Source organism: Streptomyces sp. NPDC047042, from assembly GCF_040644035.1.
Lineage (GTDB): Bacteria > Actinomycetota > Actinomycetes > Streptomycetales > Streptomycetaceae > Streptomyces.
In genome coordinates, this window is record NZ_JBEYVP010000024.1 from 44796 (window position 1) to 61371 (window position 16576).

Consider the following 16576-nt stretch of genomic DNA (forward strand, 5'->3'; position numbering starts at 1 on the left):
TGGAAGGGGTCCGGCACCGGAAGGCATCGGTGCCGGACCCCTTCGTGACGGCGCGTTCGCGTCATCGGCGAGTGTATGTGAAAACGGTTCCCATTAGCTAGAGGGCAAGGCCCGTCAGTACGAGAACGCGTTCGTACGTGTAGTCGTCCATCGCGAACTTGACGCCCTCGCGGCCGACCCCGGACTGCTTGGCGCCGCCGTACGGCATCTGATCGGCGCGGTAGGACGGCACGTCGCCGATGACGACACCGCCGACCTCCAGGGCGCGGTGGGCCCGGAAGGCGGTCTGGAGGTCGTGCGTGAACACGCCGGTCTGGAGGCCGTACTTGGAGTCGTTGGCGGCGGCGAAGGCCTCGGCCTCACCGTCCACCTTCCGCACGGTGAGGACCGGCCCGAAGACCTCCTCGCAGGAGACCGCGACATCGGCGGGTACGTCGGTGAGGACGGTCGGCGCGTACGAGGCACCGTCCCGCTTGCCACCGGCGAGCAGCTTCGCACCGGCCGCCACGGCCTCCTCGACCCACGCCTCGACCCGCTTGGCGGCGTCCTCGCTGACCAGCGGCCCGACGTCGGTCGCGCCGTCGGCCGGGTCGCCGGTCACCTGGGCCTCGACGGCGGCGACGATCCGGGGCAGCAGCCGGTCGTACACGGAGGCGTCCGCGATGACCCGCTGCACCGAGATGCAGGACTGGCCGCCCTGGTAGTTGGAGAACGTGGCGATACGCGTCGCCGCCCAGTCGAGGTCGGCGTCGGAGGCGTAGTCGCCGAGGACGACGGCCGCGCCGTTGCCGCCCAGCTCCAGGGTGCAGTGCTTGCGCGGCACGGAGTCCATGATCGCGTAGCCGACCTTCTCGGACCCGGTGAACGAGATCACGGGCAGCCGCGGGTCCTGTACGAGGGCGGGCATGCGGTCGTTGGCGACCGGGAGGATGCTCCAGGAACCGGCGGGCAGCTCGGTCTCGGCGAGGAGTTCGCCGATGACGAGGCCGGAGAGGGGCGTGGCCGGGGCGGGCTTGAGGATGATCGGGGCGCCCGCGGCGATCGCGGGGGCGATCTTGTGGGCGCAGAGATTCAGGGGGAAGTTGAAGGGCGCGATGCCGAGGATGACGCCCTTGGGGAAGCGCCGGGTCAGGGCGAGCCGGCCCTGACCGCCGAGGTCGGTGTCGAGGCGCTGTGCCTCGCCGCCGTTGAAGCGCCGGGCCTCCTCGGCGGCGAACCGGAACACGGAGACGGCTCGGCCGACCTCGCCGCGGGCCCACTTGATCGGCTTGCCGTTCTCGGCGGAGATGAGCTGGGCGATCTCCTCCGTGCGCTCGACGAGACGCCGGCTGACGTGGTCGAGGGCGGCGGCGCGGATGTGGGCCGGGGTGGCGGCGAACTCGTCGCGGACTGCGTGAGCCGCGGCGACGGCTTCCTCGACCTGGGCCTCGGTCGGCACGCCGACCTTGCCGACGAGGCGGCCGTCCCAGGGGGAGGTGACGTCGAAGGTGGTGTCGCCGACGGCCTGGCGACCGGCGAGCCAGAAGGCGTGGGTGACGGGCGGCGTGGAGGTCATGGGTACACGGTAGAGCGGGGTGGGCGGGGGGCTGTTTGTCCGGGGTGGAGTGGTGGGGGTCGGGGGTGGGACGGTTTGGCGTGGTGGAGTCTTCTTTTTTCAGCCCGTCCGGCGTTTGAGGACGAGGCCGTTCAGGCCGAAGCGGGGGTCTGGGGGCGGCAGCCCCCAGGGATGGGACGGGTAGGGGCGGCGGGGGCGAGCCAAACCCGCTACTCCCCCACCGCCGCCGTAGTCTTCAACGCCAGCCACAACTCCATCCGCACATCCGGATCATCCAGCGACCGCCCCAGAATCTCCTCCACCCGCCGCATCCGATACCGCAACGTATGCCGATGCACACCAAGATCCGCCGCAGCCGCATCCCACTGCCCATGCCGCGACAGCCACGCCCGCAACGACGCCACCAGATCCCCCCGCCCCGTCGCGTCATGCTCGTACAGCGGACGCAACAACCCGTCCGCGAACGCCCGCACCGCGTCATCCGCGAGCAACGGCACCACGGACCCCGCGGCCAGCTGCTCGTGCCCCACCAGCACCCGCCCCCGCCGCCGGGCCACCGACAACGCCTGCTCGGCCTGCTTGTAGGCGGCGGCAGCGGCGATGGGCCCGGCGGGCCCGGACATCCCCACCACGAGCTCGCCCTCGTCACCGGACCCCTGCGCCGAACCCGAGGAACCCGAGGCACCCGCGCGCCCCCGCACCTCCGCCCGAGCCCCCTCCACCGCCGCCGCGAACTCCCCACAGGCCTCCGCCGCCGCACCCCCGTCCACCGCGAGCACGACCAGCCGTTCCCCCTCCGGCACCACCAGGACCGCCTCCCCGGCCCGCGCGGCGGCCGACTCCAGGCACTCGGCGAGCCCGCCCAGCGGATCACCGTTCGTGTCGGCGGCGACCAGAGCCCCGGCCGTGGTCCTGCTCGCACCCCCGGCATCCCGGACCACGCCCGCTCCCACCCCCGCCGGAGCCGTCGCCGACTCCGCGACGACGATCCGGAACGGCGCGTCGAGCAGCCCGCCGTACAGATCCCCGGCCACCGCACGCGCGTGGTCGGGTTCACCGGCCAGCAGCATGCGCAGCACCGCCGCCCCGATGCGCTGTTCGGCGGCCTGCAGGGAACGGGACCGCTCGGTGGTGAGGGTCAGCAGGGCGATGGCCGAGTGCAGGGCGTACCGCTCCGCCGTACCCAGGGCCGCCGCGGTCCCCACCGCCAGCGCGGCGCGCGGCCGGCGCCCGGTGCCGAGCGAGTGCAGTTCGACGCGGTCCCCCGCGCCTTCTCCCGGCCCCGACCCCTCCCCCTCGCCTTCCCCTTGGTCGCCCCCGCCGCCCGTGCCGACGACCGCACTCGCCGGCGCCGGCCGCTCCCGCAGCCGTTCCACGTCGGCCGTGAGCCGCGCCGCCCGCCGCCCGGCCCACTCGGGCGCGGTGGCGACGACGGCACCGGACGCGTCATACAGCGCGGCCCAGCCGTCGACCTGCGAGGCGAGCGCGGCGAGCAGGCCCTCCGGACCGTCGCTCAGCGCCTGCCGGGTCAGTTCCCGCTGCGCCGCGAAGCCGGCGGTCACCGCGCGGTACTGGTCGGCGGCGATGGCGGCCGACACCGCCTTGCTGATGGCGAGGAAGGGCGTGCGGCGCGGGACTTCGAGGAGCGGGAGTCCCTCCTGGACGGCCGCCTCGACGAGCGCCTCGGGGATGTCCGCGTAGTTGACGCCGACACCGAACCCGAGGCCGACGACCCCCGCCCCGACCAGCCGCTTCACATAGCGCCGCATGGTCTCGGGGTCCTCGGCGTCCAGCTTGAGCGCGGTGATCAGGAGAAGCTCTCCGCCCTCCATGTACGGGACGGGGTCGGCCAGTTCGCTGGCGTGCGCCCAGCGCACGGGCACGTCCAGGCGGTCGCCGCCCGCCCGCACGGTCAGCTTGAGCGCGGAGTGGTGGACGAGCGAGGCGAGCGTCGGGGGCATGGGGCCTTCAGGTCTGTGTGATCTCCGTGAACTTTTGGCCGCCACGTATGAACGGCCTGTATCGATTCTGCCTCACCGTATGTACGCCGGGCTTCGCTCAGCCCCGCAGGTCGACCAGGAGGGGAGGCGCGTGCTCGCCCTCGACGGTCGTCAGGGACAGCACCGCGTGGCCCGGCGGCACCTCGTGCGCCAGTTCGGACGCCGACCAGCGCTCGCGTTCGACCGTACGTACCGTGACGGCGTCGGTGGTGACGGCCTTGCCGGTGACCAGCTTGCGCAGGGCGTGGATGGCGCGGGTCATCGGCTGGTCCGCGAAGACGGTGTGCTTGGCCACGTCCCGTGTCTCCACCCAGGCCGTGCCCCAGGCCTGGGCGAACCGGCTGCCGTCCCAGGTCGTCACACCGGAGAACGCCATACGGCAGCCGACGGCGCCGTACAGCGGCCCGTGCAGCGCCTCGGGGACGTCGCCGATCGTCCGGAGGGCGAGGACGACGCCCGCGTTCTGGGTGCGCAGCCGCTGGATACGGCGTACGGAACCGGCGGTGACCGTCCCGGTGGCGTCGTCGAGGACCAGGCAGGCGAAGTGGGGGCGCTGTGCGTCCCGTACGACCGCGCAGAACTGGGCGAGGACGAGCCGCGTGATCAGCCGGGCGGCCTCCTCGTGGCCGTGCTCGGGCAGGTCGACGCGGACACGGAGCGGATGCTGGGTGAGGGAGCGCAGGGAGAACGGCCGAGCCGTGCCGCCCCCGCCGAAGAAGCCGTCGAAGACCGGCCGGTTCAGCAGTGCGAGCCGGTCCGCGAGAACTCGGCCGACGTCCGTGGGGCTCGCCGCCTGCCGGATGCGTACGTCGAGTTCGCGCCGCATGACGGCGTGCTCGTCCCCCGCGAGGGCCTCCCGCAGGGCCGACAGGGCCGCCGGTTCGCTTCCCAGCAGTTCCCGCAGCCCCGGCAGGGCGGGGAAGCGGCCGTACGCCGCCCGGTAGGGGCCGAGCACCTGTGCGAGGGCGGTGGCGGCGCTGTCGGTGCCGACGGTGTCGAGGTCGCCGACCAGGGCCTCGGCGAGGAAGGAGGCCGCCTCGTCGGGGTCGTCGGAGTCGGCGTAGGGATCGAGGTCGTGGACGGAGTCCCGGTCCCCGATCCGTACGACCACGTCGAACGCGGAGTCGGCGGCGAGGGGGGTCCCCGGCGCGGACACCGTGACGAACGCGCACTGCCCGGTGAGCGCCCGCAGGGCCAGCGCCTCGGTCACCGGTTCGACAAGATGCCGTGTCTTGCCCGCCCCCGACGGTCCGACCGCGAGCAACGAGGTGCCCAGCACATCGGGCCCGAGCGCGGCACCGGCGCCGTGATAGGCGAGCGGCGCCCGCTCGGCGGCGACCCACCGCCCGATACGGACCTGCCCCGCGGCCAGGTCGTGACGTGCGGTACGCCGGGACAGGTCCCGGGCGCCGGAGGGGTGGGTCCAGGCCGCCGCGCCCTGCCGCAGCACGGTGTCCCGGAAGCCGGCGAGCAACCCGTCCCGCCTGGCGAGCCTCCACGCGTGCTCGACCCGGGCGCAGTCCACGTCGTTCATCCGACCGCCGGCCACCTCGGCGGTGAGCAGCTCGGCGGCCTCGTACTGCCCGGCCTCCCGGAGGTCGGGCCACTGTTCGCGGGGCCGGTCGGCGGGCGCGGGGCCGGTGGGTCCGGCGGCGGCCTTACGGGCGGCGAGGCGTTCCTTGGCGTACGGCAACCAGCCGCCGACGCGCGCGAACGGCCACACGACAAGCAGGGTGATGACGGTGTACAGACCGACCTTGAAGACGGTCGACCCGAACACGTCGAACCCGCCGGAGATCAGGGCGACGAGGGCGACGACGGCATCGACGATCGGCAGGGCGTCCCAGCCGACGCCCGGAAAGGCGTCCGGAAACACGAAGCTGAGCGTGAGGAGGGCCGCGGCGGCGGCGAGCAGCGCCCGCGAGGGCTGCGCCCGGCGTCCGACGAAATGCCGGGCGATGTCGGGCCAGCTACCGAGCCGCCCCATCCCGTAGAGCAGCACAAGAAAGAAAACACCGTTGTAGACGAGGACAGCGGCGCTGCCCTCCCACCCCTTGGGCGAGACGGTGCCGCCCCACCACCAGTCCTCCGGCGTGAACAGCTTCAGCAGCACCGACTGGTAGGGCATCGCGCCCCGCCGCCAGAGCGACCACAGGAACAGCCCGACGACGAGCGGCACCAACAACCCGACAACCGTGACCGGCGAAAGCCGCTCCGCCGCCTGCGCCCCCTTGGGCAGCCGATACCCGTACCGCCAGATCCCGGGCTTGGCGTCGGGCCGCCGCGCGTTGAGCCACTCGACGAGGGAGACAGGCGCGGACACCCCCTGCCCGCCGACCCGCGGAGCCCCCACAGGCCGAGGCGGCACAGCACCCCCACCCGGCGGCCCCGCCGGACGAGGCACAGGATTCGCATGAGTACCCCGCGCGTCCTGCGTCCCGTCGCTGTCCATCGCCCTGCCCCCTGACCAGCCGTAAGGCCCACCATCAGTCAACAGCGGCCAATCTAACGCCCCCACAAGGGGAGTTCACCGCTTACGCGGCCGACCTCGCGGAGCAGGCCTTGGCGCGCCCCCGCTCCTGAGGGTCTTTCACCGGGGCACTCGACTGTCCACCAAGTCCAACGACACACCCCCACCACTCCCAAACGGTGCATGCCCGCCCCCACCCCCCAGCCCTAGCCTGCGGAGAGAAGCGCGGTGAAAGTCCCGCGTCTGTCCCGGTCGAGAACCCCCGCCCCTCACGCCCCCAGGAGCCCTCATGACCTCCCTCCCCCAGGAGCGACGCCTCCTCACCGCCATTCCCGGACCCAAGTCGCAGGAGCTCCAGGCCCGGCGGCTTGCCGCTGTCGCGGGTGGGGTCGGGTCGGTGTTGCCCGTGTTCACCGCGCGTGCCGGTGGTGGGATCGTCGAGGACGTCGACGGGAACCGGCTGATCGACTTCGGGTCCGGTATCGCCGTGACCTCGGTCGGCGCCAGTGCCGAGGCGGTTGTGCGGCGGGCCTCCGCCCAGCTCGCCGACTTCACGCACACCTGTTTCATGGTCACGCCGTACGAGGGGTACGTCGAGGTCGCCGAGGCGCTCGCCGAGCTGACCCCGGGCGATCACGCCAAGAAGAGCGCCCTCTTCAACAGCGGCGCCGAGGCCGTCGAGAACGCCGTGAAGATCGCGCGGGCGTACACCAAGCGCCAGGCCGTCGTCGTGTTCGACCACGGGTACCACGGGCGTACGAACCTCACCATGGCCCTCACCGCCAAGAACATGCCGTACAAGCACGGCTTCGGGCCGTTCGCTCCCGAGGTGTACCGCGTGCCGGTGGCGTACGGCTACCGGTGGCCGACCGGTGCCGAGAACGCCGGTCCCGAGGCCGCCGCGCAGGCGATCGACCAGATCGGCAAGCAGGTCGGCGCGGACAACGTCGCCGCGATCATCATCGAGCCGGTGCTCGGTGAGGGCGGCTTCATCGAGCCCGCGAAGGGATTCCTGCCGGCGATCCGCAAGTTCGCCGCCGACAACGGCATCGTCTTCGTCGCCGACGAGATCCAGTCCGGTTTCTGCCGGACCGGGCAGTGGTTCGCGTGCGAGGACGAGGGCATCGTGCCCGACCTGATCACCACCGCCAAGGGCATCGCGGGCGGTCTGCCGCTCGCCGCCGTCACCGGGCGCGCCGAGATCATGGACGCGGCGCACGCGGGCGGGCTCGGCGGGACGTACGGCGGCAATCCGGTCGCCTGCGCGGGCGCGCTCGGCTCGATCGAGACGATGAAGGAGCTCGACCTCAACGCCAGGGCCAGGCGCATCGAGGCCGTCATGAAGGCACGGCTGACCGCCATGGCCGAGAAGTTCGAGGTCATCGGTGACATCCGGGGGCGGGGCGCGATGATCGCCATCGAGCTGGTCAAGGACCGCACCACCAAGGAGCCCAACCCGGAGGCGACCGCGGCTCTGGCCAAGGCCTGCCATCAGGAGGGTCTGCTGGTCCTCACCTGCGGCACTTACGGCAACGTCCTCCGCTTCCTGCCCCCGCTGGTGATCGGTGAGGACCTCCTCAACGAGGGCCTCGACATCATCGAGCAGGCCTTCACCAGCGTCTGACGTCTCCTCGGCTCCCGCCACCCCTCCGCACCACTCGTCCGTACCGGCCGACCGGCCCGGATTCCGCTTGTTTTCCGGGCCGGAGCGGGCGTCCGCAGAGCGTGTGAAGAAGGTGTGCGAGGTGGATGGCGGGTTACGGTTGCACCTGTTTCAGGCCCCTCCACTGCCGTAGGTTCTATCCAGATGAGAGATACACCCCGCTCGCAGGAAACTGCGGGTGGCACCTGGTCGGGGCCTCCCCAGCTTCGATCCGGTCGTGCCCTCGCGCACACAACCGGAGCTTCCGGCTCCGGATCTCCTCACCGGTCGGACGGTCGCCCGCCCCAAACCCCCCGGGGCGAGCGACGACCCGGCCTGATCGGCCACCCTGGAGCTACCCCCCCTGTTCCAGGGTGGCCGATTTCTCGGCTTTCCCGGAGTCTCCTCTCCTTTCTGACCCTCGCGGTCCTCCTCTTCCTCTTCGCGCTGATCACCTGGCAGGTCGCCGTCCACGGCCCCCTCGCCCGCGCGGACGAACGCCTCAGCGACTGGCTCGTCCACCCGTCCCGGGGCTGGGCCCTCCTCGCCGACCTCGGCAGCATCGTGGTCGCCGTTCCCCTCCTGCTCGCCGTCCTGGCGTACGTCGGTCTGCGCGCCCGCCGGGCGGGTACGGAGCGCTGGTGGCGGGAACCCTTCGCGGCCGGCGTGCTGATGGGGGCCGTACCGGTGATCGTCGTACCGCTGAAGGAGCTGGTCGCCCGGGCCGGGCCGCCGGTCATGGGGCCCGGCACCGGGTTCTACCCCTCCGGTCACACCGCGACGGCCGTCGTGGCCTACGGCTCCGCCACGCTGCTCCTGCTGCCGTGGCTGCGTCGTACGTCCGCCCGTCGGCTCGTCCTGGCCGGCTGTCTCGCCCTCAACGCCGCCGTCGCCGTCGGACTGGTCGTCCGGGGTTTCCACTGGCCGCTGGACGTGGTGGCGAGCTGGTGTCTGTGCGGGGCGCTGCTGATTCTGCTGCGGCTGTTCGTGCGCAGGCCCTCACCCTGATCCCGTCGGCGGCCAGGCCACCCTCCAGTGCGGTGCGATCACATGCACCGGCGTGAAGTCGGGCTCGGTGCCGCCCGGGTGGAAGGTCCGCATGGTGGTCTCGGCGGTCACCTTGAGGTCCCAGTCGATCGAGGCCCGGAGGTCACCGCAGGTGAAGTCGGCGAACAGCCGCCAGTCGACCAGTCCCCGGTCCGCCGTGTGGGGGGCGAGAACCAGCCGCCAGGCCGTACGGGCGGGGATCCGCAGCGGCAGCCGGTAATCCGGCACCACGGGTATGCCCTGTCCGTCGAGCGCGGGCCGCACCAGGGGCGGAGTCTCGTCGAGGAACACCTCCGCGTCCGGCACCTGCATGGGCGTGTAGGCCGCCAGCCCGCGCCGGCGCGACTCCGACAGTTCCTCGGAGAACGAGATCGCGGGACCGGGCTGAGGGACGAGGCTCACCCCGCTCGGTTTCAGCGGGTGGCGGCCGAGCACCTGGGCGCGCAGGCCCCGCAGGACGAGTTCCTCGTCACCGGTCGCCGCCAGGTCGACGTACACGTTGTGGCCGGTCAGAGGTATCTGCAGGGGCTCGGGGCCGACGGTGGTGCTGGGGTCGAGCACGGCGAAGGCATGGCTCAGTCCGCCGAGCCGTATGTCGAAGTTCTCGGGGTGCTCGGGGTGCTCGGGGTGCGCGGGGTGCGCGGGGTGCGCGGGGTGCGCGGGGTGCGCGGGGTGCGCGGGGTGCTCCGGGACCTGTGGTGCCTGTTTCCGTTCGCGTCCTCGCCACCACTTCACGCCTCGTCCTCCCAGCTCAGGCCGCGCGGCGGTCGGGCCGCCGTGCGGAACGGGTGGCCCGCGAGGTCCACCCTGACGGTTCCGGCGCGCCGGCCGCACACCCAGTCGAGCTCCAACTCCCAGGCCACCTGCCAGCGTTCGGTCTCCACGCGCAGTTCGAAGGTCTCCGGGTCGTCCGGGCCGACCGTGTACGAGAAGCCGGCCGGGGTGTCCTCGCCGCGCGGTTCGAGGCGGGGCGGGTCCTCGTCGAGCAGCACGGTGTAGGCGCGCACCGGGAGGATCCCGGCGTGCGGCCACAACACCCCGCGCGGTGAACGCCGTTCGAGCACGACGACCCGAAGTCCCGCCAGCACGACGGTGCGTTCGGGTGCCGTGACGTACAGCCGTACGGTGTGCCCGCTCGCCGGTACGACACGCGGGGGTTCACCGGCGTCCGCGGGCACATGTACGTAGCTGACGTCCGAGAGGTCGACGTGGAAGTCCACCGGGTCGACGTGGGGTGTTCGGCGACGCAGGAAGCGGGCCGCCGGCTCGACCAGGGCGGCGGTGACCACCAGGCTCAGGACCGAGGTGAGCCAGCCCGGGGCGACGGCGAACACCCACAGGGAGGCCGCCGCCACGACCGTGAAGGCGAGGGCCGCGACGATCGCGCGCCCTCGGGCGCCCAGACGCCTCGCTCTGTCCCCGAGCGCCACGGCGGCTCCTGTCGTAGTCAATTGCCGAGCCGCACCCGGGAGTTACCCGGGAGTCACCCGGTTGTACACAGCCGTGATCCGGCTGTACCCAGCTGCCGCCCTTGCGACACTCTGTTCGAGACAACCGCGAGAGTCCCGGGCCTCACCTGTCCTGGTCCGTCGCGAGACTCGCCGCCGCCTCGTGCATGGCCAGTTCGAGGAGCGCCGGGTCGGTGAGGGTGCCGGTGCCGTCCGGGGGGACCAGCCAGCGGACGCCTCCGGTCACCCGGCCCGGGTACGGCACGACGATCCAGGTGCCGCGTCCCGCCGTACGCACGCCCGTGCCCAGCCACCGGGCCGCGGTGCCCGGCGGCACGAAGAACCCCATCCTGGAGTCGCCGAAGTCGACGAGTACCGGGCCGGGTTGGTCGATGACACGGGTGAGGACGTCGAGGGTGGGATAGCCGAGTTCACCCGGCAGGATCAGTACGTCCCAGGCCTTGCCGGCGGGCAGCAGCACGATCCCCAGGGGATTGCGCTCCCATTCCCAGCGGCAGGCCTCGGGATCCGGAGCAACGGACGCCAGCCACTCGACCGCCGTTTTCGCCCCAGCCATGGGGGACCTCCCTTTCTCTGTGAACGCTGGTCGCGTTCATGAGAGAGAGGGAGGTTCCCCGGGGGCATTACGCGGGTTCCGCCAGGTTTCGGTAGTGAACCTGTTCATAGGCGCCCTTAAGGGGCGCGGGGAACTGCGCGACAAGCCCCCACCGCCCGGGCAGCCGACGACCAACCCACTAACTGTCGAATCCCAACCCGACCCGATCCATCGCCCTCAGCCACAGATTCCGCCGCCCCCCACGCGCATCGGCCCGCGCCAACGACCACTTCGTCAACGCGATCCCCGTCCACGCGAACGGCTCCGGCGGAAACGGCAGCGGCTTCCGGCGGACCATCTCCAGCGACGTCCGCTCCGTGCGCTCCCCCGCCAGCAGGTCGAGCATCACGTCCGCGCCGAAACGGGTCGCCCCGACGCCGAGGCCGGTGAACCCCGCCGCGTACGCCACCTTGCCCGCGTGCGCGGTGCCGAAGAACGCCGAGAAGCGCGAGCAGGTGTCGATCGCGCCGCCCCAGGCGTGTGTGAAGCGGACGCCCTCAAGCTGCGGGAAGCAGGTGAAGAAATGCTCGGCCAGCTTGGCGTAGGTCTCCGGCCGGTCGTCGTACTCGGCGCGCACCCGGCCGCCGTACGGGTAGATCGCGTCGTAGCCGCCCCAGAGGATGCGGTTGTCGGCGCTCAGCCGGAAGTAGTGGAACTGGTTGGCGCTGTCCCCGAGGCCCTGGCGGCCTCGCCAGCCGATGTCGGCGAGCCGCGATGCGCTCAGCGGCTCGGTCATCAGCGCGTAGTCGTATACGGGGACCGTGTAGGCGCGCACCCGCTTGACCAGGTTCGGAAAGATGTTCGTGCCGAGCGCGACCCGGCGGGCGCGGATCGACCCGTAGGGCGTGCGTACGGCCATTCCGGCGCCGTACGGCCGCAGGGTCAGCGCGGGGGTGTGTTCGTAGACGCGGACGCCGAGGCGGAGGCAGGCCCGTTTGAGGCCCCAGGCCAGTTTCGCCGGGTTGAGCATCGCGACGCCGGTGGGGTCGTGCAGGCCGGCCAGGAAGGTGGGGGACGCGACCTGCTCCCGTACCGCTTCCGTGTCCAGGAACTCGGTGCCGTTCGCCAGGCCCCTGCCTGCCAACTCCTCGTGCCAGGAACGGAGTTCGGCGGCCTGGTGCGGTTCGGTGGCGACGTCGATCTCACCGGTGCGTTCGAAGTCGCAGTCGAGGGAGTGACGGGCGACGGCCTTCTCGATCTCGTCGAGGTTGCGCGCGCCGAGTTCCTCGAGCCGGTGGATCTCGTCCGGCCAACGGGCCAGACCGTTGGCCAGACCGTGGGTGAGGGAGGCGGCGCAGAACCCGCCGTTGCGGCCGGAGGCGGCCCAGCCCACCTCGCGGCCCTCGACGAGCACGACGTCCCGGCGGGGGTCGCGCTCCTTGGCGATCAGCGCGGTCCACAGCCCGCTGTACCCGCCACCGACCACCAGCAGGTCGCAGGTCTCGCCGCCGGTGAGGGCGGGCTCGGGGCGCGGCCTGCCGGGGTCGTCCAGCCAGTACGCGACGGGCTGGGCGTCGGAAAGAGACTTGGTCCAGCGATTTACGTTTCCATGGGTCATGGCGCTTGGGGCCATGATTCCAACTCCCTACGAATTCTTCTGTCTGTTGCGGCGGTTTCCGATGACCATTCCGGTCAGTACGAGCAGTACGGCGATCAGGAACATGGCCGTACCGATGACATTGATCTGGACGGGCGTTCCGCGCTGGGCCGAACCCCAGACGAACATGGGGAAGGTGACGGTCGAGCCCGCGTTGAAGTTGGTGATGATGAAATCGTCGAAGGAGAGCGCGAAGGCGAGCAGCGCACCCGCGGCGATTCCGGGGGCCACGATGGGCAGGGTGACGCGTACGAAGGTCTGCACCGGCCCCGCGTACAGGTCCCGGGCGGCCTCCTCGAGCCGTGGGTCCATCGACATCACGCGTGCCTTCACGGCGACGACGACGAAGCTGAGGCAGAACATGATGTGGGCGATCAGGATCGTCCAGAAGCCCAACTGCGCGCCCAGGTTGAGGAACAGGGTGAGCAGCGAGGCCGCCATGACGACCTCGGGCATCGCCATCGGCAGGAAGATCAGCGAGTTGACGGCCCCCCGCGCGCGGAAGCGGTAGCGCACCAGCGCGAAGGCGATCATCGTGCCGAGGACGGTCGCGCCGACGGTCGCCCAGAAGGCGATCCGCAGGCTGAGCGAGAGCGAGCCGCACATTCCGGCGACCCCGCACGGATCACGCCAGGCGTCCGTCGAGAAATGCTGCCACTCGTAGTTGAAGCGGCCCTTCGGTTTGTTGAAGGAGAACACCGTGACGACGATGTTCGGCAGCAGCATATAACCGAGTGTCACCAGTCCCGCGATGACGACGAAATGGCTCTTGAGCCAGCGCCCGATCGAGTTCAGGAAGGCCATTTAAACCAGGTCCTCCGTCCCGGACTTACGGATGTAGAGGGTGACCATGGCGAGAATCGCGGCCATGAGAAGGAAGGAGAGTGCGGCTGCCGTCGGATAGTCGAGGATGCGCAGGAACTGCGTCTGGATGACGTTGCCGATCATGCGGGTGTCGGTGGAGCCGAGGAGGTCGGCGTTGACGTAGTCGCCGCTCGCCGGGATGAAGGTGAGCAGTGTCCCGGAGACGACTCCGGGCATCGACAGCGGGAAGGTGACCTTGCGGAACGTCGTGAACGGCCGGGCGTAGAGGTCGCCGGCCGCCTCGTGCAGCCGTCCGTCGATGCGTTCGAGCGAGGTGTAGAGCGGCAGGATCATGAACGGCAGGAAGTTGTACGTCAGACCGCACACCACCGCGAGCGGCGTGGCCAGCACCCGGTCCCCCGCCGTGATGCCGAGCCAGCTGGTGACGTCCAGGACGTGCAGTGAGTTGAGGGCGCCGACGACCGGGCCGCCGTCCGCGAGGATCGTCTTCCAGGCGAGCGTCCGGATCAGGAAGCTGGTGAAGAACGGCGCGATGACCAGGATCATGATCAGGTTGCGCCAGCGTCCCGCGCGGAACGCGATCAGATAAGCGAGCGGATACCCCAGCACCAGGCACAGGAGCGTCGCGGCACCGGCGTACAGCACCGAGCGCAGGAACTGCGGCCAGTAGTCGGACAGGGCGTCCCAGTAGGTCGCGAAGTGCCAGGTGACCTTGTAGCCCTCCTCCAGTGAGCCCGTCTGCACGGACGTGGAGGCCTGGTAGACCATCGGCAGCGCGAAGAACACGAACAGCCACAGGAGGCCGGGCAGGAGCAGCCAGTACGGCGTCCAGCGGCCCCTTCTTCGCAGGGGCTTCTTGGCCGGCGCGGGCACCAGGGGCGGCGCGTCTGGGGTCGCGGTGGCCATCAGGCGGCCTCTTCCTCGTCGACCGTCTTCACGCCTGCGTCTATGTCCTGGTCGGCGTCAAGCCCGAACGTGTGCGCGGGGTTCCAGTGCAGGACGACCTCCGCGCCGGGGGTCAGCCTGGCGTCGCGGTCGATGTTCTGGACGTACACCTCGAACTCGGGGCAGACGGGGCTGTCGACGACGTACTGCGTGGAGACGCCGATGAAACTGGTGGCGGCGATCTTTCCGGTGATGCGGTTGCGGCCGGCCGGAATGTCACCGGCGTCGTCCGCGTGCGTGAGGGAGATCTTCTCGGGGCGGACCCCGACGAGCACCTTGCCGCCGGTCCTGGTCGGCGCCGAGCAGCGTGCCTCGGGCAGCAGCAGCTTGCCGCCGCCCGCCTTGAGGACGATCTCGTCGCCGCTCTTGGTGTCCACCTCGGCCTCGATGAGGTTGGAGGTGCCGAGGAAGTTCGCGACGAAGGTGGTGTGCGGGTTCTCGTAGAGATCGGCGGGCGAGCCGAGCTGTTCGACCCTGCCCCCGTTCATCACGGCGACCGTGTCGGCCATCGTCATGGCCTCCTCCTGGTCGTGCGTGACATGGACGAAGGTGATGCCGACCTCGGTCTGGATGCGCTTGAGCTCCAGCTGCATCTGGCGGCGCAGCTTGAGGTCGAGGGCGCCGAGCGGTTCGTCGAGGAGCAGCACCTTGGGGTGGTTGATCAGCGCGCGGGCGACGGCGACGCGCTGCTGCTGGCCGCCGGAGAGCTGATGCGGCTTCTTGCGCGCCTGCTCGCCCAGCTGTACGAGCTCCAGCATGTCCTCGACCTGCTTCTTCACCGACTTGATGCCGCGCCGGCGCAGACCGAAGGCGATGTTCTCGAAGATGTCGAGGTGCGGGAAGAGGGCGTACGACTGGAAGACGGTGTTCACCGGCCGCTTGTACGGCGGCAGGTGGGTGACCTCCTGCTCGCCGAGGAAGACCGTCCCGGAGGAAGGTTCCTCCAGGCCCGCGATCATCCGCAGGGTCGTGGTCTTTCCGCAGCCGGAGGCGCCGAGCAGGGCGAAGAAGGAGCCCTGCGGGACGGTGAGGTCGAGGGGGTGCACGGCGGTGAAGGAGCCGTACCGCTTGCTGATCCCGGAGAGACGGACGTCGCCGCCGTGGTCTGTGCTGGTGCTGGTCATGATGTGGTCCTTGGGGAGTCGGAGGGGTGGCGCACCGCTGGGGGCAGGCGGGGCTACGCCCCCGTCAACTTCGCGAACTTCTCCTCGTACGCCGTCTCTTCTGTCTGGCTCAGGGACCGGAACGCGTGGGACTTCGCGGCCATCGCCGCGTCGGGAATGATCAGCGGGTTGTCCGCCGCGTCCTTGTCGAGCTTCGCGAGGTAGGGCTTCACCCCGTCGACGGGACACACGTAGTTGATGTAGGCGGCCAGTTCGGCGGCCGGCTCGGGCTCGTAGTAGTAGTCCATGAGCCGCTCGGCGTTCGTCTTGTGGCGTGCCTTGTTGGGGATCAGCATGTTGTCGCTCGAGGTGATGTAGCCGCTGTCCGGGATGATGAAGTCGATGTCCGGGCTGTCCGCCTTGAGCTGGACCACGTCACCCGCCCAGGCGATACAGGCCGCGAAGTCGCCCGAGGTCAGGTCGGCCGTGTAGTCGTTGCCGGAGAAGCGGCGGATCTGGCCCTTGTCGACGGCCTTCTGGAGGCGGGCGATCGCCGCGTCGTAGTCGTCGTCGGTGAACTTCGCCGGGTCCTTGCCCATGTCGAGCAGGGTCATCCCGATGCTGTCGCGCATCTCGGAGAGGAACCCGACGCGCCCCTTCAGCTTGGGGTTGTCGAGCATGTCGGAGACCGACTTCACCTCGATGCCGTCGAGCGCCTTCTTGTTGTAGGCGATGACGGTCGAGATGCCCTGCCAGGGGTACGAGTAGGCGCGGCCCGGGTCCCAGTCGGGGCTGCGGAACTGCTGGGCCAGGTTCGCGAACGCGTGCGGAAGGTTCGACGCGTCGAGTTTCTGGACCCAGCCGAGCCGGATCAGCCGGCCGGCCAGCCAGTCGGTGAGGACGATGATGTCCCGGCCGGTGTCCTGGCCCGCCGCGAGCTGCGGTTTGATCTTGCCGAAGAACTCGACGTTGTCGTTGATGTCCTCGGTGTACTTGACCTTGATACCGGTCCGCTCGGTGAACGCGTCGAGCGTGGGGTGGTGCTTCTCGCTCTCGTCGACGTCCATGTACTCGGTCCAGTTGGAGAAGTTGACGGTCTTCTCCTTGGCCGAGTGGTCGTCCGCGGAGACGCCTCCCGCGGTCTTGCCGGCCGCGGGGATCCCGCAGCCGGTCAGCGCACCGAGGCCGCCGGCCACCAGGGCGCCGCCCGCGGAGGCGCGCAGCAGGGACCGGCGGGTCAGGGCGGCCCTGCCGTTTCGGAAGCTGCGCCGCATGGCGGCCAGCTGGGCCGGTGAAAGGCGGTCGGGCTCGTACTGCTCCATGCGCGT

Annotated in this window: 13 protein-coding genes; 2 read left to right on the forward strand and 11 right to left on the reverse strand. The window is 70.8% G+C overall.

Annotation, left to right across the window (positions count from 1 at the left end; all coding sequences use genetic code 11):
- Nucleotides 1-97: 97 nt before the first annotated feature.
- The 3 genes from ABZ855_RS27170 to ABZ855_RS27180 form a co-directional block, all read right to left on the reverse strand.
- Complete coding sequence (locus tag ABZ855_RS27170) at nucleotides 98-1555, reverse strand: aldehyde dehydrogenase family protein (protein ID WP_360811119.1); 1458 nt, start codon at nucleotides 1553-1555, stop codon at nucleotides 98-100.
- Between the two features lie 209 nt (nucleotides 1556-1764).
- Entirely contained in the window at nucleotides 1765-3516 is a 1752-nt protein-coding gene (locus ABZ855_RS27175) for a PucR family transcriptional regulator (protein ID WP_360811121.1), read from the reverse strand.
- A gap of 97 nt (nucleotides 3517-3613) precedes the next feature.
- Nucleotides 3614-6007, reverse strand: a complete 2394-nt coding sequence (locus ABZ855_RS27180) for an ATP/GTP-binding protein (protein ID WP_360811123.1) — start codon at nucleotides 6005-6007, stop codon at nucleotides 3614-3616.
- Nucleotides 6008-6314: 307 nt separating this feature from the next.
- On the opposite strand from ABZ855_RS27180, the gene gabT reads away from it, so the two are divergent.
- Both gabT and ABZ855_RS27190 read left to right on the forward strand, forming a co-directional pair.
- A complete protein-coding gene (gene gabT / locus ABZ855_RS27185) occupies nucleotides 6315-7649 on the forward strand; it encodes a 4-aminobutyrate--2-oxoglutarate transaminase (protein WP_360811125.1) in 1335 nt (444 codons plus the stop codon).
- Nucleotides 7650-7832: 183 nt separating this feature from the next.
- Nucleotides 7833-8675: a phosphatase PAP2 family protein gene (locus ABZ855_RS27190; protein ID WP_360811127.1), complete on the forward strand. Its 843-nt coding sequence runs from the start codon at nucleotides 7833-7835 to the stop codon at nucleotides 8673-8675.
- Here the strand turns inward: ABZ855_RS27190 and ABZ855_RS27195 are convergent.
- The 8 genes from ABZ855_RS27195 to ABZ855_RS27230 all read right to left on the reverse strand — a co-directional run bounded on the left by ABZ855_RS27195 (nucleotide 8667) and on the right by ABZ855_RS27230 (nucleotide 16570).
- The gene (locus tag ABZ855_RS27195; RefSeq protein ID WP_360811129.1) at nucleotides 8667-9449 is read right to left on the reverse strand and encodes a hypothetical protein; all 783 of its coding nucleotides are present in this window, start codon (nucleotides 9447-9449) and stop codon (nucleotides 8667-8669) included. The two genes, ABZ855_RS27190 and ABZ855_RS27195, sit on opposite strands and share 9 nt — an antisense overlap.
- A complete protein-coding gene (locus ABZ855_RS27200) occupies nucleotides 9446-10144 on the reverse strand; it encodes a hypothetical protein (protein WP_360811131.1) in 699 nt (232 codons plus the stop codon). The genes ABZ855_RS27195 and ABZ855_RS27200 overlap by 4 nt, the downstream gene beginning before the upstream one ends.
- A gap of 142 nt (nucleotides 10145-10286) precedes the next feature.
- Nucleotides 10287-10739 (reverse strand): hypothetical protein, encoded by a 453-nt coding sequence (locus ABZ855_RS27205; protein WP_360811133.1) that lies wholly within the window; start codon nucleotides 10737-10739, stop codon nucleotides 10287-10289.
- Nucleotides 10740-10917: 178 nt separating this feature from the next.
- A complete protein-coding gene (locus ABZ855_RS27210; RefSeq protein ID WP_360811135.1) occupies nucleotides 10918-12351 on the reverse strand; it encodes an FAD-dependent oxidoreductase in 1434 nt (477 codons plus the stop codon).
- Nucleotides 12352-12363: 12 nt separating this feature from the next.
- Nucleotides 12364-13179, reverse strand: coding sequence for an ABC transporter permease (locus ABZ855_RS27215; RefSeq protein WP_360811137.1), 816 nt, complete (start codon nucleotides 13177-13179; stop codon nucleotides 12364-12366).
- Entirely contained in the window at nucleotides 13180-14106 is a 927-nt protein-coding gene (locus tag ABZ855_RS27220; protein ID WP_360811139.1) for an ABC transporter permease, read from the reverse strand.
- The gene (locus ABZ855_RS27225) at nucleotides 14106-15269 is read right to left on the reverse strand and encodes an ABC transporter ATP-binding protein (protein ID WP_360811141.1); all 1164 of its coding nucleotides are present in this window, start codon (nucleotides 15267-15269) and stop codon (nucleotides 14106-14108) included. Before ABZ855_RS27225 ends, ABZ855_RS27220 begins: the two co-directional genes overlap by 1 nt.
- A gap of 53 nt (nucleotides 15270-15322) precedes the next feature.
- On the reverse strand, nucleotides 15323-16570 hold the full coding sequence (locus ABZ855_RS27230) for a spermidine/putrescine ABC transporter substrate-binding protein (RefSeq protein WP_360811143.1): 1248 nt from the start codon (nucleotides 16568-16570) through the stop codon (nucleotides 15323-15325).
- Nucleotides 16571-16576 lie beyond the last annotated feature (6 nt).

What these genes read in the sequence shown, in the direction of transcription:
- ABZ855_RS27230 (WP_360811143.1), bottom strand. Translation starts at nt 16,570, where the DNA reads ATGGAGCAGTACGAGCCCGACCGCCTTTCACCGGCCCAGCTGGCCGCC.
- ABZ855_RS27180 (WP_360811123.1), bottom strand. Translation starts at nt 6,007, where the DNA reads ATGGACAGCGACGGGACGCAGGACGCGCGGGGTACTCATGCGAATCCT.
- ABZ855_RS27170 (WP_360811119.1), bottom strand. Translation starts at nt 1,555, where the DNA reads ATGACCTCCACGCCGCCCGTCACCCACGCCTTCTGGCTCGCCGGTCGC.
- ABZ855_RS27220 (WP_360811139.1), bottom strand. Translation starts at nt 14,106, where the DNA reads ATGGCCACCGCGACCCCAGACGCGCCGCCCCTGGTGCCCGCGCCGGCC.
- ABZ855_RS27225 (WP_360811141.1), bottom strand. Translation starts at nt 15,269, where the DNA reads ATGACCAGCACCAGCACAGACCACGGCGGCGACGTCCGTCTCTCCGGG.
- gabT (WP_360811125.1), top strand. Translation starts at nt 6,315, where the DNA reads ATGACCTCCCTCCCCCAGGAGCGACGCCTCCTCACCGCCATTCCCGGA.
- ABZ855_RS27210 (WP_360811135.1), bottom strand. Translation starts at nt 12,351, where the DNA reads ATGGCCCCAAGCGCCATGACCCATGGAAACGTAAATCGCTGGACCAAG.
- ABZ855_RS27190 (WP_360811127.1), top strand. Translation starts at nt 7,833, where the DNA reads ATGAGAGATACACCCCGCTCGCAGGAAACTGCGGGTGGCACCTGGTCG.
- ABZ855_RS27205 (WP_360811133.1), bottom strand. Translation starts at nt 10,739, where the DNA reads ATGGCTGGGGCGAAAACGGCGGTCGAGTGGCTGGCGTCCGTTGCTCCG.
- ABZ855_RS27215 (WP_360811137.1), bottom strand. Translation starts at nt 13,179, where the DNA reads ATGGCCTTCCTGAACTCGATCGGGCGCTGGCTCAAGAGCCATTTCGTC.
- ABZ855_RS27175 (WP_360811121.1), bottom strand. Translation starts at nt 3,516, where the DNA reads ATGCCCCCGACGCTCGCCTCGCTCGTCCACCACTCCGCGCTCAAGCTG.